Source organism: Geovibrio sp. ADMFC3, from assembly GCF_054687035.1.
In genome coordinates, this window is record NZ_BAAFZG010000002.1 from 764,085 (window position 1) to 784,361 (window position 20,277).

At 45.3% G+C, this 20,277-nt stretch carries 23 protein-coding genes and 1 pseudogene; 8 read left to right on the forward strand and 16 right to left on the reverse strand.

Annotated features, from left to right (window positions below; all coding sequences use genetic code 11):
* Nucleotides 1-45: 45 nt before the first annotated feature.
* The 8 genes from ACYRYY_RS03940 to ACYRYY_RS03975 are packed head-to-tail and all read right to left on the reverse strand — an operon-like array spanning nucleotide 46 to nucleotide 5,302.
* On the reverse strand, nucleotides 46-738 hold the full coding sequence (locus tag ACYRYY_RS03940; RefSeq protein ID WP_460214213.1) for a DUF554 domain-containing protein: 693 nt from the start codon (nucleotides 736-738) through the stop codon (nucleotides 46-48).
* Nucleotides 735-1,361, reverse strand: coding sequence for a phospholipase D-like domain-containing protein (locus tag ACYRYY_RS03945; RefSeq protein WP_460214214.1), 627 nt, complete (start codon nucleotides 1,359-1,361; stop codon nucleotides 735-737). The genes ACYRYY_RS03940 and ACYRYY_RS03945 overlap by 4 nt, the downstream gene beginning before the upstream one ends.
* On the reverse strand, nucleotides 1,270-1,845 hold the full coding sequence (yihA, locus tag ACYRYY_RS03950) for a ribosome biogenesis GTP-binding protein YihA/YsxC (RefSeq protein ID WP_460214216.1): 576 nt from the start codon (nucleotides 1,843-1,845) through the stop codon (nucleotides 1,270-1,272). Before yihA ends, ACYRYY_RS03945 begins: the two co-directional genes overlap by 92 nt.
* Nucleotides 1,842-2,687: a DHH family phosphoesterase gene (locus ACYRYY_RS03955; RefSeq protein WP_460214217.1), complete on the reverse strand. Its 846-nt coding sequence runs from the start codon at nucleotides 2,685-2,687 to the stop codon at nucleotides 1,842-1,844. Before ACYRYY_RS03955 ends, yihA begins: the two co-directional genes overlap by 4 nt.
* A 59-nt stretch (nucleotides 2,688-2,746) precedes the next feature.
* The gene (locus ACYRYY_RS03960) at nucleotides 2,747-3,166 is read right to left on the reverse strand and encodes a secondary thiamine-phosphate synthase enzyme YjbQ (protein WP_460214218.1); all 420 of its coding nucleotides are present in this window, start codon (nucleotides 3,164-3,166) and stop codon (nucleotides 2,747-2,749) included.
* A 4-nt stretch (nucleotides 3,167-3,170) separates the two neighbouring features.
* A complete protein-coding gene (locus ACYRYY_RS03965; protein ID WP_460214219.1) occupies nucleotides 3,171-3,383 on the reverse strand; it encodes a DUF2905 domain-containing protein in 213 nt (70 codons plus the stop codon).
* Nucleotides 3,384-3,950, reverse strand: a complete 567-nt coding sequence (locus ACYRYY_RS03970) for an epoxyqueuosine reductase QueH (RefSeq protein ID WP_460214220.1) — start codon at nucleotides 3,948-3,950, stop codon at nucleotides 3,384-3,386.
* Nucleotides 3,947-5,302, reverse strand: a complete 1,356-nt coding sequence (locus ACYRYY_RS03975) for a TrpB-like pyridoxal phosphate-dependent enzyme (RefSeq protein ID WP_460214221.1) — start codon at nucleotides 5,300-5,302, stop codon at nucleotides 3,947-3,949. Before ACYRYY_RS03975 ends, ACYRYY_RS03970 begins: the two co-directional genes overlap by 4 nt.
* Before the next feature lie 101 nt (nucleotides 5,303-5,403).
* Between ACYRYY_RS03975 and ACYRYY_RS03980 the strand changes: the two genes are divergently transcribed.
* Nucleotides 5,404-5,955, forward strand: coding sequence for a DJ-1 family glyoxalase III (locus ACYRYY_RS03980; RefSeq protein ID WP_460214223.1), 552 nt, complete (start codon nucleotides 5,404-5,406; stop codon nucleotides 5,953-5,955).
* A gap of 7 nt (nucleotides 5,956-5,962) precedes the next feature.
* On the opposite strand, the gene ACYRYY_RS03985 is transcribed toward ACYRYY_RS03980, so the two are convergent.
* The 3 genes from ACYRYY_RS03985 to ACYRYY_RS03995 are packed head-to-tail and all read right to left on the reverse strand — an operon-like array spanning nucleotide 5,963 to nucleotide 9,685.
* Nucleotides 5,963-7,873, reverse strand: a complete 1,911-nt coding sequence (locus tag ACYRYY_RS03985) for a transglutaminase family protein (RefSeq protein ID WP_460214224.1) — start codon at nucleotides 7,871-7,873, stop codon at nucleotides 5,963-5,965.
* Entirely contained in the window at nucleotides 7,866-8,756 is an 891-nt protein-coding gene (locus ACYRYY_RS03990) for a DUF58 domain-containing protein (RefSeq protein ID WP_460214225.1), read from the reverse strand. The genes ACYRYY_RS03985 and ACYRYY_RS03990 overlap by 8 nt, the downstream gene beginning before the upstream one ends.
* Nucleotides 8,753-9,685, reverse strand: a complete 933-nt coding sequence (locus ACYRYY_RS03995) for an AAA family ATPase (protein WP_460214226.1) — start codon at nucleotides 9,683-9,685, stop codon at nucleotides 8,753-8,755. The genes ACYRYY_RS03990 and ACYRYY_RS03995 overlap by 4 nt, the downstream gene beginning before the upstream one ends.
* Before the next feature lie 808 nt (nucleotides 9,686-10,493).
* Between ACYRYY_RS03995 and ACYRYY_RS04000 the strand changes: the two are divergent.
* The 6 genes and pseudogenes from ACYRYY_RS04000 to ACYRYY_RS04025 form a co-directional block, all read left to right on the forward strand.
* Nucleotides 10,494-10,955, forward strand: a pseudogene (locus ACYRYY_RS04000) (methyl-accepting chemotaxis protein); the annotation flags it as partial.
* A gap of 219 nt (nucleotides 10,956-11,174) precedes the next feature.
* Entirely contained in the window at nucleotides 11,175-11,468 is a 294-nt protein-coding gene (locus ACYRYY_RS04005) for a CZB domain-containing protein (protein WP_460216454.1), read from the forward strand.
* A gap of 55 nt (nucleotides 11,469-11,523) precedes the next feature.
* On the forward strand, nucleotides 11,524-11,787 hold the full coding sequence (locus tag ACYRYY_RS04010) for a hypothetical protein (RefSeq protein WP_460214227.1): 264 nt from the start codon (nucleotides 11,524-11,526) through the stop codon (nucleotides 11,785-11,787).
* Nucleotides 11,788-11,874: 87 nt separating this feature from the next.
* Entirely contained in the window at nucleotides 11,875-12,489 is a 615-nt protein-coding gene (locus ACYRYY_RS04015; protein ID WP_460214228.1) for a DUF4136 domain-containing protein, read from the forward strand.
* A 90-nt stretch (nucleotides 12,490-12,579) separates the two neighbouring features.
* Nucleotides 12,580-12,873 (forward strand): type II toxin-antitoxin system HigB family toxin, encoded by a 294-nt coding sequence (locus ACYRYY_RS04020; protein WP_460214229.1) that lies wholly within the window; start codon nucleotides 12,580-12,582, stop codon nucleotides 12,871-12,873.
* Between the two features lies 1 nt (nucleotide 12,874).
* Entirely contained in the window at nucleotides 12,875-13,222 is a 348-nt protein-coding gene (locus ACYRYY_RS04025; RefSeq protein ID WP_460214230.1) for a helix-turn-helix domain-containing protein, read from the forward strand.
* A gap of 72 nt (nucleotides 13,223-13,294) precedes the next feature.
* On the opposite strand, the gene glyQ is transcribed toward ACYRYY_RS04025, so the two are convergent.
* The 5 genes from glyQ to amrA all read right to left on the reverse strand — a co-directional run bounded on the left by glyQ (nucleotide 13,295) and on the right by amrA (nucleotide 18,209).
* A complete protein-coding gene (glyQ, locus tag ACYRYY_RS04030; protein WP_460214231.1) occupies nucleotides 13,295-14,167 on the reverse strand; it encodes a glycine--tRNA ligase subunit alpha in 873 nt (290 codons plus the stop codon).
* Nucleotides 14,168-14,177: 10 nt separating this feature from the next.
* Nucleotides 14,178-15,389: an argininosuccinate synthase gene (locus tag ACYRYY_RS04035; RefSeq protein WP_460214232.1), complete on the reverse strand. Its 1,212-nt coding sequence runs from the start codon at nucleotides 15,387-15,389 to the stop codon at nucleotides 14,178-14,180.
* Between the two features lie 32 nt (nucleotides 15,390-15,421).
* On the reverse strand, nucleotides 15,422-16,348 hold the full coding sequence (gene argF / locus ACYRYY_RS04040) for an ornithine carbamoyltransferase (RefSeq protein WP_460214233.1): 927 nt from the start codon (nucleotides 16,346-16,348) through the stop codon (nucleotides 15,422-15,424).
* Nucleotides 16,345-17,508, reverse strand: coding sequence for an aspartate aminotransferase family protein (locus tag ACYRYY_RS04045; protein ID WP_460214234.1), 1,164 nt, complete (start codon nucleotides 17,506-17,508; stop codon nucleotides 16,345-16,347). Before ACYRYY_RS04045 ends, argF begins: the two co-directional genes overlap by 4 nt.
* A gap of 146 nt (nucleotides 17,509-17,654) precedes the next feature.
* Nucleotides 17,655-18,209, reverse strand: a complete 555-nt coding sequence (amrA, locus tag ACYRYY_RS04050; RefSeq protein WP_460214235.1) for an AmmeMemoRadiSam system protein A — start codon at nucleotides 18,207-18,209, stop codon at nucleotides 17,655-17,657.
* A 163-nt stretch (nucleotides 18,210-18,372) separates the two neighbouring features.
* Between amrA and ACYRYY_RS04055 the strand changes: the two genes are divergently transcribed.
* Nucleotides 18,373-20,229, forward strand: coding sequence for a methyl-accepting chemotaxis protein (locus ACYRYY_RS04055; protein WP_460214236.1), 1,857 nt, complete (start codon nucleotides 18,373-18,375; stop codon nucleotides 20,227-20,229).
* The last annotated feature ends 48 nt before the right edge of the window (nucleotides 20,230-20,277 follow it).

Consider the following 20,277-nt stretch of genomic DNA (forward strand, 5'->3'; position numbering starts at 1 on the left):
CTCACGCCGTGGTAAACACGGCTGCATACCTAATTTTATCACTGCCTATGACAGAATCAAGGTCAGATAATCGTAAACAGGAGTTATGAAAATCGCAGGAAGCATATTCGCCGTACGGAATCTGGCAATACCCGATAAGCTTATGCCTATACTGAGAATTATCACACCGCCGGTGACAGATATAGCGCTGACATACATAGGTTCGTTAAGCAGAAATCGCAGATTAAATGCCAGAAGACTTAAAATTCCCTGATAAATAAATACGCTTGCAGCGGAAAACATTACACCGATTCCAAGTGTCGAGGCAAGAATAACAGAGATAATACCGTCAAGAAGGCTTTTTACATAAAGCAGGCTCGGATCATTCATAAGTCCGTCCTTTATACTTCCCAGAATGGCAAATGAGCCCACGCAATATATAACCGAAGCGGTTACAAAACCGTTCACAAAGTTCTCGGACTTGCTTTTAATTGCTTTTCTCAGAGTTTCGCCAAGTTTTTCCAGCCGCCCTTCAATATCAAGAAGCTCGCCTATCACAGTTCCAATCACAAGAGACACTATCACGGGGAAAAAGTCATGATCCTCAAAGGCCATTTTTATGCCCAGAACAGCCACAGCAAGCCCCACAACCTTTACAACCGAATCTTTAACCGGTTCTCCGAGCCTTTTCCCGAATACAAGTCCTGCGATACTTCCTGCTGCTATGGCAGCGCTGTTTACTATTGTTCCGGTTATCATCTGAAAAATTTCTCCACATATTCAGTGGCTTCCGCCGCCAGAGATTCCGACTCAAGGCGCATGGTCACTTCATCATTATAATTAAATGCGCTGTAGGTGTAATTGTGACTGCCGGAGTAAACTATCCGCCTGTCAATAACAGTCATTTTGGTATGAAGGCGCTTCTTCGGGCTGTCATAGATCACAACAGCGCCCGCCTTAGCCAGATCCGTACCCGTTTCTCTGTTTGCTTTATTGAGAAACGAGCTTTCATCGTTTTCAATATCAAAAACAACACGAACACGAACACCCCTTTTAGCGGCATTCTCAAGGGCAAGCAGAAGAAGCTCCGTATCTGCGGGTTTGTCCCTGTCTGCCTTAAACATGTATATTGTCATGTCTATTGAATGTTCGGCGGATGTTATATCATCTATCAGCGGAACGATAAGCCTCTTCCCGTCCAGAAACGCAACCTCCGCCGTGTGCGTATGCAGACGGGCGGACAGGTTGGAATATACGAAAAAGACTATAAATGCAAATACGATTAGTGATTTAAAGACCCGCGACCGAGCGGAGCGTTTCCCATAGATTTTCTTTGCCGTTTCCCGTAACAGACGAGTAAAGAAAGAAATGTTCCTTATCAATTCCCACTTCCTCTGCAATAAGGCGAACCTGTTTTGCAATCTGATTCTTTGAAAGTTTGTCAGTTTTTGTAAGCACCACGAGAGTGTTGGTTTCTGTGTCTGAAAGCCATGACAGCATATCCATGTCCTCTTCCGAGGGAAGACGCCTGATATCCAGAATAAGCACACAAGCTTTAAGGTTATCACGGGTGGTAAGATAAGTTTCTATACACTTTGCCCATGATGCACGCTCAGACTTGGAAACAGCGGCAAAGCCGTAACCGGGAAGATCCACAAACATTATTTCATTATCAATGTTAAAGAAATTCAGAGTACGTGTTTTTCCGGGTTTTGCGCTGACCTTCACCAGCTTTTTGCGCCCCAGCAGGGAGTTTATCATGGATGATTTACCCACGTTGCTTCGACCGACAAAGGCAATCTCCGGCAGGGCGCTTTCGGGATAATCCTTCTGAAAAACGGCTGATTTTATAAATTCGGCATTCACTCAAAAACCCCCATTTCACGGAGAAGGCTCTTCATGCCGAAACCGAAATCCACGCTGAAACCTGCAGCATTTTTATGTCCGCCTCCGCCGTTTTTAACGGCAATTTCAGAGACATCAACCTCCGGGATTGAGCGCATGGAGACTTTTTTCTTCTGAGCATTTACAATCACCACGTAATCAACACCCAGTTCGTTTGTTATATAATTACCAACTTCGGAATTGTATTCCTCACAGAACACTGCATAAGCGCTGCGCCCTTTGGTGTCAGTAAACAGGAAGCCGGACTTGGCGGAATTGCGGATATATCTGTCACGCCTGTCTTCCTCTATTTCGATTATAAGTGCCTCACTCTCGCCGAATTCCGTTGAAGGAACGGCGAGAAAACGGGCCTCAAATCTGTCTATGCCCAGCTTCATGAAAAGAATATTCATCTGGAGGCTATCCGCACGCTTCATGTGCCACATGTCGAAATCGTTCACACAGTTCACAAAATCAGCGTATGGAGAAACATCATACCCTTGTGATTCAAGCCACTCATAAGTAAGCTTTGTGGCAGATTTTGAAGTATCATGCACCACGCCGTGATTTCCTTTCAGCCATGCAGAGGTAGGGTGATGGTCGATGAAAGTTATCTCGGTCTCGCCCAGAACACTTTCGTAAGCACGCTTTGACGGCGAAACATCTGTGATTATCACGCTGTCATAACCTCCGCTTTCCTCTTCCAGAGCCTGATCCACCTCGTTGTAGTTAAGATAAAGCGTGTTCACGTTTTTGAGATATTTCTTGATAAGTATGCCGCAGCCTACCCCGTCAAGATCGTTATGTGATATATGAAGATGCAAAATCCTCTCCTCGTATAGGGTTAAGTTTTTTCTCCAACCCTCTCTTTTTTATTACGGAGCTACTCGCCTATTATCTTAACAAGCACCCTTTTGCGGCGTCTGCCGTCAAATTCGCCGTAGAAAATTTGCTCCCATGTGCCGAAATCAAGCCGCCCTTCTGTCACGGCGACAACAACTTCTCTGCCCATTATCTGCCTTTTATGATGAGCGTCACCATTGTCTTCCCCTGTGAGGTTATGTCTGTAGCGGCTTAAAGGTTCATGGGGTGCAAGCTCCTCAAGCCACTTTTCATAGTCTGCTATCAGCCCGTGTTCATCATCATTGATAAATACAGAGGCGGTAATGTGCATAGCGTTCACCAGACACAAATCCTCCTGTATTCCGCTTTCATTGAGTGCTTTTTCCACATCACGGGTGATGTTTATAAACTCCATCCGTTTTGTTGTGTTAAAAAACAGCTCTTTTCTGAATGATTTCACCGGCCTATCTCCTGAAAAATATATTCAGAATAATCGTAAGGACAATACTCACAACTATTGACGTAACGATGGGAAAATGGAAGGAGAAATTCTCTCTTTTTATGGATATGTCACCGGGTAATCGACCCAGACCGAACTTCTCACCTACGATGAATATCACCCCTGCTATAACGAGAATAATACCCGCAGTAATGAGCAGTTTACCCATTCCTCCCATTTAAAGCCCTTCTTTAAGTTTAGCGAACTTTTTCGAGAGACGCCCTTTGAAAGCATCCTCCTCGCTGTATATGCAGCCGCAGTATTTCTGGCGGTACATCTCCATGCGCTTTGATTCATCTATGCCGAACTGCCAGCCTTCCCGCCAGTCTTCATAATGAAACGGCACGCCGTATTTCTTTGCCGCCGCCTCGCATATATCAATAATAAGCTCATGCTTCTGATACTTGCTGTAAAGCAGTGTGGTGGAGAAGCAGTCAAACCCTTTCTCCGCCGCAAGCTCCGCCGCTTTTTCCATGCGGGAGGAATAGCAGTATGCACAGCGCATATTTTCACGGTAGGCAGCATTTCTGGTAAAATCCGTCAGCCCGTAAGTGTCGTCAGCTATCATCCCGATACTTTCCGCCTTATTGAACAAAACAGCCTGCTCAAAACGGGCATACAGTTCCGTGAGCGGATGAATATTCGGATTAAAGAAATATGCGCATATATCGTGCCCGCCCTCCTTCAGCTCCTTAACCGGATAAACTGAACAGGGGGCGCAGCACTGATGAAGAAGTATTTTCATTTTACCTCAGGCAGATTTTTGAGCGACTCTTCAATGGCGGCTTCGGGGTAAGCATAGTCTTCAAGCTTGCCGTCTGTGAAAGCCTCATAAGACATCATATCAAAATGTCCGTGCCCGCTGAGGCAGAAGAGCAGTGTCTTAGCCTCTCCGCTTTCCTTGCATTTCAACGCCTCTTTGATTGTAGCGGCTATTGCGTGGGACGATTCGGGAGCAGGAACTATTCCCTCCTCCTTGGCAAACATAAGAGCGCTGTTAAAGACCTCAAGCTGGGGAACGTTCTGCGCCGTAATCAGACCCTGATTATACAGAGCGCTCACAAGGGGAGATTCTCCGTGATAACGCAGACCGCCGGAATGGATCGCTGGCGGTTCAAAGTCATGACCAAGGGTGTACATCTGCATAATTGGTGTAAGCTTTGCCACATCGCCGTAGTCGTAAGTATAAACGCCTTTTGTAAGTGTGGGGCAGCTTGCAGGTTCAACGGCAACTGCGGTTACTTTTTTCCCGTTAATTTTATCCTGTACAAAGGGGAATGCGATTCCTGCAAAGTTTGAGCCGCCGCCGCACGCAGCAAATATCATATCAGGATAAGCGCCTATTTTGGCAAACTGCTTCTGAGCCTCAAGCCCGATAACGGTCTGATGGAGGCAGACGTGGTTAAGAACGGAGCCAAGTGCATAGTTAGTGTCCTTGCGCCCTGCCGCTTCCTCCACAGCCTCGCTGATAGCCAGCCCAAGACTTCCTGATGTTTCAGGATTCCGCTTAATAGCTTCACGCCCTGCGTTAGTAAGCTCAGACGGGCTGGGGTATATTTCAGCACCGAACATCTTCATAAAAGCCTTTCTGTATGGTTTCTGAAAATAGCTTACCTTAACCATGTAGACTCTGCATTCCATGCCGAACTGGGCACATGAAAAGCTGAGGGCGCTTCCCCATTGTCCGGCTCCGGTTTCAGTGGTGAGTCTTTTTATTCCTGCTTCCTTATTGTAATACGCCTGAGCAACGGCTGTGTTTGTTTTATGGCTTCCCGCAGGGGAAAGACCTTCGTATTTATAGTAAATTTTAGCGGGTGTTCCAAGGGCTTTTTCAAGCCTTCTTGCCCTTACAAGGGGCGAAGGACGCCACAGGGAAATAATCTCACGGACATCTTCCGGTATGTCTATCCATCTTTTATCTGTCATCTCCTGCTCAATAAGGGAAGGAGGGAAAATTGCAAGAAGCTCTTCCGGTGCAACAGGCTTACCGGTTACAGGGCTTACAGGCGGGGCAGGAAGCTTGGGCATGTCCGCCATGATGTTGTACCACTGTTTGGGAACCTCGTCTTTATCAAGATACACTCTGTCTTTATCCATTGAAATAAAGCCTCCGTAAAATATGATATACCCGCTCATTTTAGGTGAAGTTAAATGAGTTTTCAATATATTATAAGTAAAAGAAGATTGGAGTGTGTTTAATGGCTAAAATAGCATTAATCCTTGCGGACGGATTTGAAGAGATAGAGGCTCTCGCAACAACGGATATTCTCCGCAGGGCAAAGGCGGATGTTTTCATAGCAGGGCTGAAAGAGGGTCCGGTTTTATCGGCAAGAGGGGTAAAAATTCTGCCGGACGGTCTCATAGACAGTGTCAGCGCTGATAGCTTTGATGCGCTTGTTCTCCCCGGCGGTCAGCCCGGAGCAGACAACCTCAATGCGGATAAGCGTGTTGCGGAGCTGCTTTATGACTTTAACGCCAAGAATAAGCTGATCTGCGCCATATGCGCCGCTCCTTATATACTCGCTGAGAAAGGACTGCTGAAAGGCAGAAAAGCCACATGCTTCCCATCATATGCAGAAGTTCTCGGCGAAAGCTATGTTGAGAAAAAGGTTGTGGAGGACGGCAATATAATCACGAGCAGAGGACCTGCAACAGCACCGGATTTTGCCTTTGCGATAGTGGACAGGCTGGTTGACAAACGCATTACAGACACCTTAAGAAAAGCCATGCTCTACTACTGCGGATGTTGAGACAGCCTTAAGATATTCCCCTTATCTGCTTCAAAAGCTCCGTTAGCCGCTTTTTTTCATCAGCATTAAGGGTTCTGCCTCTGTAATATGCCCCGTGAAAAACAGCGGCGAACTCATCTGCGAGCTTTCTTAGTTCAGGGTCAGGTATATCAATTTCCGTGAGCCCTGCGGACGGATTCACATCATATCCCTTTGCTTTCATGAGCCTGCGGAAACTTACTGCGTACCTTTCATCCCCTTTTGCCCTGAAAGCTCCACGGAAACGCCACGCCAGAAGAAGAATTACAACAGATAAAATATACGGAATAGTCTTAACCGCCTGAGATACGACTGTTTTATAATCATTTTTAAGCTTTTCGGCAGCGCTCCGAACAGAACGCACAGCCTTGACCTGTTTTGAAAAATCATAATTAATAACAAGTGCGTTCCAGTAAAAATTCACAGTGTCCGCCAAAAGACGCATCCTGAAAGCCAGTGTTCTTTCCCCGCCGCTGAAAACCGAAGCGGTTGCGGGTGTGGGGTCTATACGCCGCCACCCTCTGCCTTCGATATAAGCCTCGACCCATACATGGGCGTTTCTCTGGGGTACGGCGTAGTATCCGCCTGCCCCGTTGTAATACCCCCCTGCGTAGCCGCCCACAAGTCTGGCGGGAATACCGTTCCTCCGCAGAATAACCGCAGCAGCCGAGGCATAGTATTCACAGTTGCCGAGCTTGGAGCTGAAAAGAAAATCCTCCAGCGGAGTATCAGAAACAGGCAGCTTATCCAGCGAATATTTAAATCCGTTTCTGATGAAATACACCTGCATAAACTCAGCTAGCTTCTCACCTGCGGCAGTTTCTCTGAAGCTGTCCGCAAATTCTGCCAATTCCGCCGAGAGAGCAGGCAGCTCCAGAAACTTTTCATAGCTTTGGTATTCTTCGGTCAGATATTTTTCAGAAGCAGAAAAAGCAGTGTACTGAATACGTTTCTGCACAGGTCGGTTCAGAGCATAAACAAACCCCTGCTCCCTGTCGCTGCCCCTCATATCCACATGAAATGGAACATCCAGTCCGAACAGGTATTTATCACCGTATGGTTCAAGATAAATTGTCTGCTCGGTGAATTTTTCAGGTGGACGTATCCGTCTTCTTCTTTCCTGATTATCCGATGCGCTCCATGCCCTGCCGTCGAAGCTGTCCATAACAATTCCACGCCAGTAGGGTGATGCGCCAATGATTTCAGGTGTTTCAGCACGGAAAATCAGCCTTGTATCCTGCTGGATCTCCGAAACATTGCCAAGGGCAACACTGTCGGAAAAACCTGTCATAGTGCCGTCTTCCCTGTTGAGAAACTGAAAAACAGGATAGTTTGTTCTGGGAAGCACGGTAAAAAGCATCACTGCAACGGGAATAGAAATAAGAGGAATAGCGGCGGTTTTGTATATTATCCGCTTTATATGCTTCAAGGGCATTACCGTTCGTTCGTCCTCTGTCATATAAGTCAGCAGAACCATCGAAACAGAGATCAGCATAAAAAGAACGAGAACAAACGCCAGAAACCATATACTGAGGCTGATGAGCGCAGAACCCGCCGCCATAAACATTGCGATCATGTATATCTGCATGTAATCACGGAACTTTTTGTTTGGCTCAATGAACTTAACAGCCTGAATTGCAAGAAGCGCTTCAAGGGCCGGGATAACCATATTATCCATATTCATGCGTGAGACAGTAAAAAGAATAATCACAACAGACAGTATGTTAAGCCATAATCTCGGCATTGAGCCTTTTTTCCGGGATTCAGCCCATGCGCCGTAAATCATTGCGATAAAAAATGCTGCTGCGTAGAGAACCCCGGTCTCGCCAATCAGAGGTAGAACGCCTATGACTGCAATGAGATAAGTAAGAATATTAACCACATTTCTTATTTCAGTCATGGAGGGCAAGCTCCTTAAGCATATCAAGCCTGTGAGGCAGAGTTACGTCTGGAGAATAAAGCCTTTCAGGTGTTCTTAAACCCACAGGTGCCCCCTTCTCCATCAGGCTGTTAATCAGCCATGCAGCACAGGAGAGCCTTTTCTCCAAATCTCCGGAAAGCTTATCAGGCTCTATTATCACAGGTTCAGCACCAAGTGCCGCCATTTCCTTAACCTTCAGGCTTCCGGTTCTGGCAGTTGCCTTCCAGTGTATCATCCGCATAGAATCACCCGGAGTGTAGCCTCGTATTGACATAAGCTCCGAATCAAAGCCCTTCATATCGGTGTCCTTCTCCCCCTGACCTCCTGCTCTGGAGTCCGAATAAACAGACATACACTGCAAAGGAGCAGGAAACACTATCACGTCTTTTGTATCTTCAAGATCTTTATAACGAATGAAAAAATTGAACGGAAACACTGTTGAAACGTACACGTTTCTTATTGTATGTCTGCCTCTGACTGCGAAGACTATTTCGGCAAACTTTATACTCTCTCCGCCGGTATCGGTAAAAGGGAAAAGAACTTCCTGACTGTTAATATGAACCCTTATGAGAAAAGCGGGCAGGAATCTGCGCCCGTTCACCAGCCTTACACTCACAGGACAGACACGCCCGGCGTATATTTCATCCGGCAGACCGATTTCGACACGCAGACGGTTCATGTCCGCAACGCCGAAAAAGCCTGAAACTGCCATAAACCCAAGCATAATGGCAACAATGATATACACCAGATTGTTAGCAGTGTTCACTGCGCCCACACCCATAAATATGCAGAGGGCAATGTATATCCACCCTGCTTTTTTTATTCGTATGACTGCGGGCGCCCCTTCTTTAGTTTTCCTCATGCGGGCATATTCACTTCATCTATCAGCGAACGGATATAAAAGTCTCTGTCGCTTCCCTGAAACTCTTCATTAAACAAGACTCTGTGAGTGATTATGTATGGGCAAAGTTCCTTTATATCTTCAGGGATAACAAAATCACGCCCTTTAAAATATGCATTCGCCTTGCCGAGACGTATCATAAAAAGAGTCGCCCTTGTGGAAAGCCCCGCACGCAGAAACCTGCTGCTGCGTGTAGCCTGAGCTATATCAAGAACATAGTCTATAATTCTGTCCGATGCCTGAACATCCTTCTCTATCTCTTTTTGTATATCGTCAATATCCGCAGGTGAGAGAAGAGGCTTTATGTCGTAAAGTTCCCTGCGCCTGCTTCCGCCGCTTAATATAATCTTCTCTGCGTCCCTGTTCGGATAACCGAGGCTGATTTTCATCATAAACCTGTCAAGCTGGGATTCCGGCAGGGGGAATGTGCCGAACTGATCCACAGGATTTTGTGTGGCTATAACAAAAAACGGACGGTTAAGGCTGTATGTGCTGCCTTCCGCCGTAACCTGCTTTTCTCCCATCGCCTCTAAAAGAGCGCTCTGGGTTTTAGGGGTTGCTCTGTTCACCTCATCCACAAGAACAATGTTATTGAATACAGGTCCCCGCTGAAACTCAAACCTGTTGTCATCCTTATTATAGAGTGAAAGCCCTGTAACGTCCGTGGGCAGAAGGTCGTTTGTACACTGAATACGCCCGAAGCTTAAGCCGAGAGCCTTGGCAAGCCCGATGGCAAGCGTTGTTTTACCCAGACCGGGCAAGTCCTCTATAAGCAGATGCCCTTTCGTAAAAAATGTGAGGAGAGCAAGTCTGAGCCCCTGATCTTTGCCGTGGAGAAATTCACCGAGAAAATTCATCAGCCCGGTTATCTTTTCATTTTTAACTTCCATTGCTCCCTCCATACCCTTTTTATTATTCTACCCCAAAGATCATATTAATAAACAGAATTTCTTTTCAGCCGCATTTCATAAATTAACTATTAATTGAACCATTAAAACGACAGTAACAATCTTATTCCAACATCATCCCCTATTTTGCAGAACCTTTGTCCGTTATTCAATCTCTAGCTACTAAGTAGGGTTTTACTATCAATTGACAAACACTACTATAACAGATTAACATTATTATATTATTCAATAATGTCCCGATAAATATTAAAGGGGAGAAAGAATGAATTCGATAACGTGCCTTTCAATCAAAACCAAGTTCCACATAATGCTTGCTCTTACCATACTGATGTTTACAGTGGTAACTCTTTACCCGTCATACATAACAGCCGCTGTATGCGCTGTCTTTTTCCTGCTGGCGATGTATATCCTTTTCAACTCCGTAACTGTCAAGCTCAAAGAAGTCAGCGACAAACTGGCATACCTGAGCAGCGGTAAAAATGACCTCACTGCAAGAATGCCGGTTATGAAGCCTGACTGCTCCTGCATGATTACAGACATGTCCCAGTCACTGAACACCTTCCTTGACTTTGTTGACAATGAGTTTGTTGACACACTCTACCGTATAGGTGAAGCAGCGGAGAAAACAATGCCTGTCTCCATGGCTGTCATAAAGGTGCGTGAATCTGTTGACGAAAACATGACAATGGCAACACAAGTCGCAACCGCCAGCGCACAGATGCGTATTGCCATTAGCGATATTGCAATGAGCGTAAACGACTCCTCCATGAAAGCGGCACAAAGTGTCGAGATGGCACAGCACGGAACAAAAGCAATACAGGAATCCAAAGCTTCAATGGAAAGCATAAACGGTATAATAAGCGATCTTGGCGGAGAAGTTTCCAAGCTCACGGAAAATGCCAATAAAATCGGCAATGTTATCTCTGTTATCAATGATATATCCGACCAGACAAACCTTCTTGCCCTTAACGCAGCAATTGAGGCAGCAAGAGCCGGCGAAGCAGGGAGAGGATTTGCCGTTGTCGCCGACGAAGTGCGCAAGCTTGCCGAAAGGACGCAGAACTCCACTAAAGAGATAGAAAACATGGTCAAGGAAATGCAGTCAAATATCCGCATAGTATCCGAAGGCGCACAGGGAGTTATCGACTCTGTGGCTGTTCAGAAAAGCTGCACTGAAAACGCTTTTGAAAGCTTCCACACAATTAACGCCGCCGTTGAAGATCTCAACAGCTCAATAGGCAGCATATCCGCCGCAATAGAAGAACAAAGCGCAACAACAGAGGAGATAGCAGGCAGTGTTGAGAATGTGGCCCGCGGTTCAGAACACACTAACGAAGTTGTGACAGAGCTGATGTCTGATGCAAATCACCTCACCGGAAGCCTCAACGGCATTGCAGAGAAATACGCCAAGCTCACTTACACCAGCAAAGGTTTCTACTTCGTAACTGCAAAAATAGCCCACATAGCATTTATGAAGCGTATATTTGACTGCTTCCAGAACGGAACCACAATCCAGCTTCCGGATCATACCACATGCGGATTCGGAAAATTCTATTTCGGCAAGGGGATGGAACTCTTCGGCAAAGACCCTGACTTTCAGGCTCTGGCAAAGCCCCACGAAGGTGTTCATAAACTAGGCAATGAAATAATGAGCAGACTTAAGAGTAATAACAAATCAGGAATAGAAGAAGCAATAAACGAACTTGATAATAATGTCAGAAGCCTTGTGGCAAAACTTGACTTCCTGTCTGAAAAATACAGATAAAGCCTTTGACATCACACCTCTCATTTTCTATAAATAACAATAACGGAGGGGTGTGATGGTCGTTATTTTCCTTGCAGTAACATCTATATACGCATATTACAAAATAGGGAGCTTCCTGCTTATTGCCCTTACCGCCGCTGTTTTCGTTGTTAACAAGATTGCCCGCTACAGAATGGATCATGACCGCAGAAAAAAACGCCTGCCTTCCGATAAAATTGCTCCATACGCCACAGACATAAATATCATTACATTTCTCATACTGGTGGTCACTTTCGTACACAGCATGTACCGGATGCTCACCTTCGGAGTTCCTGCCTGAATTAGCTTTAAGGTAAATTTCACTTGCGTATAAATACGCCATGTCTAACTTTATAATTAACAGTAAATTACAAACTGGGAGACATGTATGCACAGACTTCTGTTTATAATGCTGATACTATCCGTTCTTTTCGGATGCACTTCATACACTGTTAATGTAACCGGATACGGCGGACTGGATAAGTACCCTGCAAAGACATATGACTTTGTGCTTTCACAGGACATAAAGACAGATCTTGAAGCTATGGGGTACGTGGCAATTCTTGAGAATCAACTCGCCTGCATAGGATGGGAGAGAAACACCAAGTCACCTGAATATATGATTTCACCATCCTTCGGAATTTTAAGAGGCAAGGATGAGGAACCCAAAGCCCGCTTTGGTGTGGGTGTCGGAGCAGGAAGCTTCGGAACGGGACTCTCTCTCGGAACTTTCCTAGGCACAGGGATAGGTTCTTCCTCAAGGGATGACTTCGTTAAGTTCCTCGATGTAAAGCTTTTTGCCAAGGATAAAACTAATGAGCAGCCGCTCTGGCAGGGAAAAATCTTCATTGAAGACAGTGAAGACAAGCTCAGCGAGGTAATGCCCATTCTTGTGAAATACGCTGTGGAAAACTTCGGCAAGTCAACTGACGGCAGCAAGGAGTTTACCTTCAACGCCACAGGCAAAAGCATGGAAGCCCTCAAGACCTGCCCGGCAGAGTAAGAAGTATAATTATATTTCAACACTCAACAGTATTTTCCCATTTTGGGAAAATACTGTTGACATCCCCAATGCTTCATTATATTTTTATTTATGAGAATAATTGCCCGGAAAACCATAATAGACTTCTATACTCTGCATCCTGATAGTAAAAATGCCCTTGAAGCATGGTTTTTTGAAGCAAAACAGGCGAAATGGAACAGCTTCAACTGTATAAAAGACAGATACAGAAGTGCAAGCTTGATAGCCGGCAACAGAGTAATTTTTAATATATGCGGGAACAAATACAGGCTTATAGTCAAAATACATTATACTGTTGGGCTTATCTACATACGCTTTATAGGAACCCACAAAGAGTATGACAAAATTAACGCCGCAGAGGTGTAAGATGAAACCGATAAGAACAGAAGAAGATTACAGCAACTGCCTGAGAAAAATAGATATTCTTATGGATATGCCTGAAACACAGGAAAATATTGATGAGCTGGAAATCCTCTCCATTCTTGCAGAGAAATATGAACAAGAGCAGTTCCCCATAAGCGCCCCTTCCCCTGTGGAAGCAATAAAATTTCGTATGGAGCAAATGGGGCTTACCAACAGTGATATAGCTCCGTCACTAGGCGGACACAACAGAGTCAGTGAAGTTTTAAAAGGCAAAAGAAACCTGAGCATCAACATGATAAGGAATCTGCACAAAGATTTTAACATACCTTATGAATCGCTTATAGAGGTATAGCAGAAGAAAATCATAAAGACAGGCAAATACTTATAATACAAAAAAGCCCCTCTAAGAGGGGCTTAATTATATCTATTTCTCTTTCAGCCTCGGAAAACCCATACTCTCACGCATGGCGAGGTAGCTTTCAGCGCAGAGTTTCGCAAGGTTGCGGACTCTGCCTATGTAGCCTGTTCTCTCCGTTACGCTTATTGCGTTGCGTGCATCAAGCAAGTTGAATGTATGCGAGCATTTAAGGCAGTAGTCATAAGCCGGAAGCGGCAGACCTGACTCAACTATTCTGATGCACTCTTTCTCGTACATCTCGAAAAGTTTGAACAGCATGTCCGTATCCGCAACCTCAAAGTTGTGCCTTGAATACTGAACCTCATTATTATGATAAACTTCGCCGTATGTTACGTCTTTGTTCCATTTAAGGTCATAGACGGATTCCACACCCTGGAGGTACATGGTGATCCTTTCCAGACCGTAGGTTATCTCACCGGAAACAGGTTTGAGGTCTATCCCCCCCGCCTGCTGAAAATAGGTGAACTGCGTAATTTCCATACCGTCCAGCCATACTTCCCATCCAAGCCCCCAAGCACCGAGGGTGGGAGATTCCCAGTCATCCTCAACAAAGCGGATGTCGTGCTCTTCCGGTTTGATTCCCAGATTACGCAGACTGTCCAGATACAGATCCTGAATATTATCAGGTGAAGGCTTAAGAAGAACCTGAAACTGATAATAATGCTGAAGTCTGTTGGGGTTTTCGCCGTAACGTCCGTCTGTGGGGCGGCGGCTGGGCTCAACATAAGCAACATTCCACGGTTCAGGTCCGAGGCAGTAAAGGAAGGTGGCGGGGTTAAACGTACCCGCACCAACTTCAATATCATAGGGCTGGTAAAGCACACAGCCCTTATCGCACCAGTATTTCTGAAGACTTAAGATTACATCCTGAAAATACATCTGCACTCCCTTATTTTTTCGCTCTTGCGGCGTGAGCCTTAAGAGGAAGAGCGTGGAGCTTGATAAAGCCTACTGCATCTGTCTGGTCGTATGCACCTTTATCATCATCCATAGAAACAACCATCATATTGTACATGGAGTATTTTGACTCTCTGCCGATGCAGATTACGTTGCCTTTATAAAGCTCAAGGCGGACAGTACCTGTAACGTATTCCTGAGATTTTTCAAGGAGAGCCTTAAGGCATTCCATTTCGCTTGAGAACCAGTAGCCGTTATAAACAAGGCTTGCGAAACGGGGCATGAGTGTTTCCTTGAGGTTGATTACAGAACCGTCAAGGGTAAGCGCCTCAAGGTCTCTGTGGGCAGCCATGAGTATTGTTCCGCCGGGAGTTTCATAAACGCCTCTGGATTTCATTCCCACATATCTGCTTTCGACCATGTCAACACGTCCGATGCCGTGTTTACCGCCGAGTTTGTTAAGTTCAACAAGCATATTTGCAGGGCTGAGTGTTTTGCCGTTAAGTTTTACTGCCTCACCTTTTTCAAATTCAAGTTCGATTACTTCTGCCTGATCGGGTGCGTCTTTAGGATCAACGGAATATTCAAACATTTCCTTAGGAGGTCTGTTAGCCGGATCTTCAAGGACGCCCGCCTCAAAGCTTATGTGCATAAGGTTATCATCACTGCTCCACGGCTGGCTTTTTGTTGCCTTTACAGGGATGCCGTGTTCCTGAGCAAAGTCCATAGCTTCCTGACGTCCTTTTATTTTGTTGAAGAATTCGGGAATTCTCCAGGGAACTATTGTAGTAAGAGAAGGATCAAGAGCGGCAGCAGCGAGTTCAAAGCGAACCTGATCGTTTCCTTTGCCTGTTGCGCCGTGAGCAAGAAATTTAGCACCTGTTTTCTGAGCGACTTCAACCATACCTTTTGCGATTAGGGGTCTGGCAAGCGATGTGCCGAGAAGGTAGCGTCCTTCGTACAGAGCGTTGAATTTTATTGATGTGTACACATAATCTTTAACAAATTCTTCTTTGAGATCAAGGCAGTGGAAATCCACAGCACCTGAGTTGAGGGCTTTTTCCTTAATAGGAGCAACATCGTCTATCTGACCGAGATCCGCAACATATGCAACCACGTCATAGCCTTTCAGCTGAAGCCATTTAAGAATTACAGAAGTGTCCAGACCGCCGGAATAGGCAAGAACTATTTTGTCTCTGCTCATGTTATTATCCTCCGCAAGAGTATGCGTTTAAATTATTTATTACCGCCCATAAGTTCAACCATTACGGCCTTCTGGGCATGAAGTCTGTTTTCTGCCTCATCAAACACAACGGAAACCTCAGACTCGAATACATCCTCCGTTACCTCCTCCCCCAAATGAGCGGGAAGGCAGTGCATGAAATAGGTTTTTTTGCCGGTTGCTTTCATAAGCTTCTCATTCACCTGATAAGGAGCAAAAATACTTTTGCGCCCTTCAAGCTGATCTTCCTCGCCCATGCTCGCCCACACATCAGTATAGATCACATCTGCGCCTTTTACCGCTTCAAAAGGATCACGCAGAGTTTCTATCTTCGCTCCGGTGGATTCGGCAACTTTTTTTGCCCCTTCCACCGCCGCAGGAAGGCATTCATAGCCTTCGGGAGTTGCAACGGAAAAATCTATCCCGAATTTTGCCGCACCGTAAAGCCATGAGTTCGCCATGTTGTTTCCGTCACCAATATATGCGACCTTAACCTTGTAAGTGCCGAATATTTCATAGATTGTCATAACATCCGCAAGCACCTGACAAGGATGGAAGTCATCCGTAAGTCCGTTGATGACAGGAACAGACGCATATTTTGCCAAATCTGTAAGCTTAGAGTGTTCAAAAGTACGGATCATTATTCCGTCAACATAACGGGACAGGTTGCGCGCAGTATCTTTTATGCTTTCCCCACGCCCTATCTGTATATCATTACGGCTCAAAAAAAGAGGATATCCTCCAAGCTCGTACATCCCCACTTCAAAAGAAACACGGGTACGGGTTGAGGATTTTTCAAAAATCAGGGCAATCTTTTTACCTTCAAGAAGGTGGTGTTTTTTGCCCTCTTTCCTCTCTTTTTTCAGCTGTATAGCATTGTCCACAAGTTTTTTAAGGTCTTCGGAACTCCAGTCCCTAAGGGTAAGAAAGTCTCTTTTCAAAATCTACCTCCCGCAAGGACTTTTTCAATAATCGCAAGACCCTTGTCAAGATTTTCTCTGTCTATATTAACCGGAGGATAAATCCTCACTGTTTCATGCCCTGCGGGGATGACAAGCAGCCCTTCTGCGAGGCAGGCTTTCACAAAATCCGCTGATCTTTCATGGAACTGAACACCAATCATCAGCCCGGCTCCACGAACATCAACAACTTTATCTCCAAAAATTGATTTGAGCCTTTCCTTAAAGTAAGTACCTTTTTCACGCACACTTTCCAGAAAGCCGTCAGCGGTTAGCACATCAAGCACGGCGTTTCCTGCGGCGCACGCAAGGTAGTTTCCGCCGAATGTTGTTCCGTGAGTTCCGGGAACAAGGTAATCTGCATATTCAGCCTTTGCGATAACAGCACCGATGGGTACACCATTGCCCAGAGCCTTAGCAGTGGTGAGAATATCCGGAGCCACTCCGAAATGCTCATACCCGAAGATATGCCCCATCCTGCCCATGGCAGTCTGGATTTCATCATAGATAAGCAGAATCCCTTTTTTGTCGCAGTATGAGCGGAGGCGTTCAAGATACCCCTTCTCAACGGGGCAGACGCCCCCCTCACCCTGAACAAGCTCAAGGATAACAGCAACAACATCACCCTTTGCGCATACCTTATCCACTGCATCAAAATCGTTGTACGGAACATGGACAAACCAGTCCGCTACAGGCTCAAAGCCTTTATGTATCTTCTCCTGCCCTGTGGCGGAGAGAGTAGCGAAGGTTCTGCCGTGAAACGAATTTTTCATCGAGATCACTTTATAGCGTAAACCGTCGTGTTTTTTGTTTCCATATATTCTGGCAATCTTCAAAGCAGCTTCATTAGCTTCAGCTCCGGAATTGCAGAAAAATACCTTGCCGCCGAAGGAAAGTTCACTGAGCCGCCTGCCCAGTTCTTCCTGTACGGGGTTTCGGTAGAGGTTGGAAGTGTGTATAAGGGTCTGCGCCTGTCGTGTCACGGCTTCCGTAACAGCAGGATTGCAGTGACCAAGGCTCACAACGCTGATTCCGCATCCGAAATCAAGATACTCTCTTCCTGCTTCATCATAGAGAAAGCAGCCGTTCCCTCTCACGAACGCAACGTCATAACGCCCGTAATTTCCAACCAAACTTGACATTTCTACCTCCATAGCCGGTGAAAAACATGCTCCTGTCGGTTTGCCGCCTACAGCCCTTATGCCATACGGAAAATTTAAAACCGTAAAGCCAAAAAGGAAATATTAATAAAAGCATATTTCATGGATTTCTTCAAGAAAATGATGTGTTAAACGGATTTTTCGCCGAAGACTGCCGCCTCAAAGCGGTAAAGATCTATTTTATCAGTTTTCCATGCGTCATAAGGCAGCCCTGCCTTAGCGCATGTATGAGATATAAATTCATACTTATCCCACCCGTACTCAGTTGCCACCTGCGGAAGAAGTACGCCCCGGTTAAAGCCTTTCACAACGTAAAGACCATCTCTACCCACCTCTGCCTCTTCAACTGATTTTATGGGAATCATCGGTGAAAGCACTGATATTTCAAACTCAAGAGAATCAAACTCGCCTGCTGAAACAGAAGGAAAGCGAGGATCCTGCAAAGCTGCCTGAATAGCCATATCCGCAACGTTTTTTACTATGTTCACATCACTGCGGAAGTTGCCTATACATCCTCTAAGCACTCCATTCATATGGAGCGTAACAAAACAGCCGCTTTTAAAATTAAGCCCCTCCGGCAGGGGCGGAATAATAAACGGGCTGTTATCCAGCGAAGATTTAACAGCATTTCTTGCTGTTTCCAGAAGAAAATTCATCTCTTCCCTGTTTATATCAAAGCTCATACAGCCTCCTGTATAACTAAAGTATAGACCCCGCAAATAAAAAATAAAAATAAATTACATGAACATTTGAAATCCTGCGGACAAAGTATATGATTACTTATACACACAAATCGATACGTCTGCCGCTATCATGACAGAAGCAATATTAAGGCAGGGAGAAAACATGATTAAGAATCTTTCACTCAAACAGAAAATAACCGGTTTGGGCATAATAGCCTTAACTGGTTTCGTGCTGATATTCATAAGCACACAGGTTTATATCAACAAATCCGGACTTCTCTTCAATCAGGAGCGTACTCTGCTTGAAACAGCCACAAGCGTGCTTGAACTCCGAAGGCACGAAAAGGATTTTCTGACAAGAAGCAGCATGGGGAATGTGGAAAAATTCAAACAAGAGATCGCACATACCCGTTCTCTGCTGGACGATCTCAACTCAATGCTGAAAGACGCATCCGTTGAATCCTTTATTAGTTCTCTGGACGTTTATGAACAATCTTTTGACAAAATAGTTGAACTCAAACAAAAAATAGGACTTACAGAAGCAGAAGGGCTCCTGAAAGGACTTGAAAATTCATCAGGAGAGCTTGAAAACCTCCCTGTTTTAAAAAATTCTTTGAACACCAATAATGCTCTGCTGATGCTTAAAAACGATGAAAAAAGTTTTCTTCACAGCAAAAAAACCGAATTCAGCGAAAAATTTGATGAAGCATTCCAAACTCTTATCAATCGGGCACAAGAGAATGGCATAGGCAGTGATGAGGAATTCCTGCGCCTCAGCAAAGAATATCAGAACAGATTTCACCAGCTTGTAAAAGCTGAAACAGAATTGGGGCTCACGCCTGACAGCGGGTTACTGGGTGAAATGAGAAGAAGTGTCCACGGACTTGAAAAAGCCGTGGAGGAGAGCATGATTAATGTCAAACAGATCATTGACGCAGAATCGAAACGCAACACAGTGCTTAATATTTCTATCATAGTCCTGATAACAGTTCTGGTCGGGTTCCTCGCCTTCTCATTAATTATAAATGTCAGAAAGCTGATAGGCTCACTCCAGAAAACAACGGACAAGCTTCTCCATTTTGCCGCAATATCGCAGGGTTCAGACAGCACAGGAAAAGGATGCGAGATAACATCAATCATCAATGTTCAGAATATGCTGACCGAAAAAACATCGGATGCGATGAAAATGGTAAAACTCAGTTCAGCAAGCGTTGCCGCAGCCAGCAGTGAACTTTCGGCAGCCGCAGAAGAACTCTCCTCAACTTTTGAATCGCAGAACGAGCAGATGAACAATGCCGCAGGGGCAATGGAGGAGATGTCTGCTTCTTCTCAGGAAGTTCTGGAAAACCTCCGTATAGCTCTTGATAAAAACAATCATGCAATAAAAAGCGTGGAAAAAGGTAAAACAAAACTGAGAGATCTTTTTACCTCAAATGAGTCCATAAAAAAAGAGACAGAAAAACTGGCAGGCACAATAAACGGTTTAACCGAATCATCGAAAGAGATCAGCAATATCCTGACAGTAATAAACGATATAGCGGATCAGACAAACCTCCTCGCACTCAATGCTGCCATAGAAGCCGCCAGAGCAGGAGATGCTGGCAGAGGCTTTGCCGTGGTGGCTGATGAAGTACGCAAGCTTGCGGAGAAAACACAACAGGCTATCAATCAGGTAGACAGCATAATATCAAGACTGACTCAGGAAACCGACGAAGCATCAAACAACATGAACATTGCAGCAAAGAGTGTTGAAAAAGGCACTTACGCCGCAGAAGAAATGGGCAGTGTGTTTGAAGAAGTTATCGACAGCGTAAATGATGCAGGGCATGCAAACAGCCTCATCGGAGCAGCAGTGAACGAGCAGTCCATGACTATTCAGTCCATCAACAGCAATATCCAGATCGCCGCCAAAGGGCTTGAGGAAAGCTCCATAGCCATTTCAGAAGTGGCAAACACGGTTGGAGATCTTCAGAGACAGGCAGCAGATCTGGACACTCAGGTCGAAGCTTTTAATGTTTAATCAGCCGGGAGGGAAGGAACAATCCTTCCCTCCTAATTTTCAAAACAA

Bases quoted from the DNA above. Each gene is read 5' to 3' on its own strand.
- ACYRYY_RS03940 (WP_460214213.1), bottom strand. From the start codon at position 738: ATGATAACCGGAACAATAGTAAACAGCGCTGCCATAGCAGCAGGAAGT.
- ACYRYY_RS03965 (WP_460214219.1), bottom strand. From the start codon at position 3,383: ATGGGAGGAATGGGTAAACTGCTCATTACTGCGGGTATTATTCTCGTT.
- ACYRYY_RS03970 (WP_460214220.1), bottom strand. From the start codon at position 3,950: ATGAAAATACTTCTTCATCAGTGCTGCGCCCCCTGTTCAGTTTATCCG.
- ACYRYY_RS03975 (WP_460214221.1), bottom strand. From the start codon at position 5,302: ATGGATAAAGACAGAGTGTATCTTGATAAAGACGAGGTTCCCAAACAG.
- ACYRYY_RS03980 (WP_460214223.1), top strand. From the start codon at position 5,404: ATGGCTAAAATAGCATTAATCCTTGCGGACGGATTTGAAGAGATAGAG.
- ACYRYY_RS03985 (WP_460214224.1), bottom strand. From the start codon at position 7,873: ATGACTGAAATAAGAAATGTGGTTAATATTCTTACTTATCTCATTGCA.
- ACYRYY_RS03990 (WP_460214225.1), bottom strand. From the start codon at position 8,756: ATGAGGAAAACTAAAGAAGGGGCGCCCGCAGTCATACGAATAAAAAAA.
- ACYRYY_RS03995 (WP_460214226.1), bottom strand. From the start codon at position 9,685: ATGGAAGTTAAAAATGAAAAGATAACCGGGCTGATGAATTTTCTCGGT.
- ACYRYY_RS04005 (WP_460216454.1), top strand. From the start codon at position 11,175: ATGAAGCGTATATTTGACTGCTTCCAGAACGGAACCACAATCCAGCTT.
- ACYRYY_RS04010 (WP_460214227.1), top strand. From the start codon at position 11,524: ATGGTCGTTATTTTCCTTGCAGTAACATCTATATACGCATATTACAAA.
- ACYRYY_RS04015 (WP_460214228.1), top strand. From the start codon at position 11,875: ATGCACAGACTTCTGTTTATAATGCTGATACTATCCGTTCTTTTCGGA.
- ACYRYY_RS04020 (WP_460214229.1), top strand. From the start codon at position 12,580: ATGAGAATAATTGCCCGGAAAACCATAATAGACTTCTATACTCTGCAT.
- ACYRYY_RS04025 (WP_460214230.1), top strand. From the start codon at position 12,875: ATGAAACCGATAAGAACAGAAGAAGATTACAGCAACTGCCTGAGAAAA.
- glyQ (WP_460214231.1), bottom strand. From the start codon at position 14,167: ATGTATTTTCAGGATGTAATCTTAAGTCTTCAGAAATACTGGTGCGAT.
- ACYRYY_RS04035 (WP_460214232.1), bottom strand. From the start codon at position 15,389: ATGAGCAGAGACAAAATAGTTCTTGCCTATTCCGGCGGTCTGGACACT.
- ACYRYY_RS04045 (WP_460214234.1), bottom strand. From the start codon at position 17,508: ATGTCAAGTTTGGTTGGAAATTACGGGCGTTATGACGTTGCGTTCGTG.
- amrA (WP_460214235.1), bottom strand. From the start codon at position 18,209: ATGAGCTTTGATATAAACAGGGAAGAGATGAATTTTCTTCTGGAAACA.
- ACYRYY_RS04055 (WP_460214236.1), top strand. From the start codon at position 18,373: ATGATTAAGAATCTTTCACTCAAACAGAAAATAACCGGTTTGGGCATA.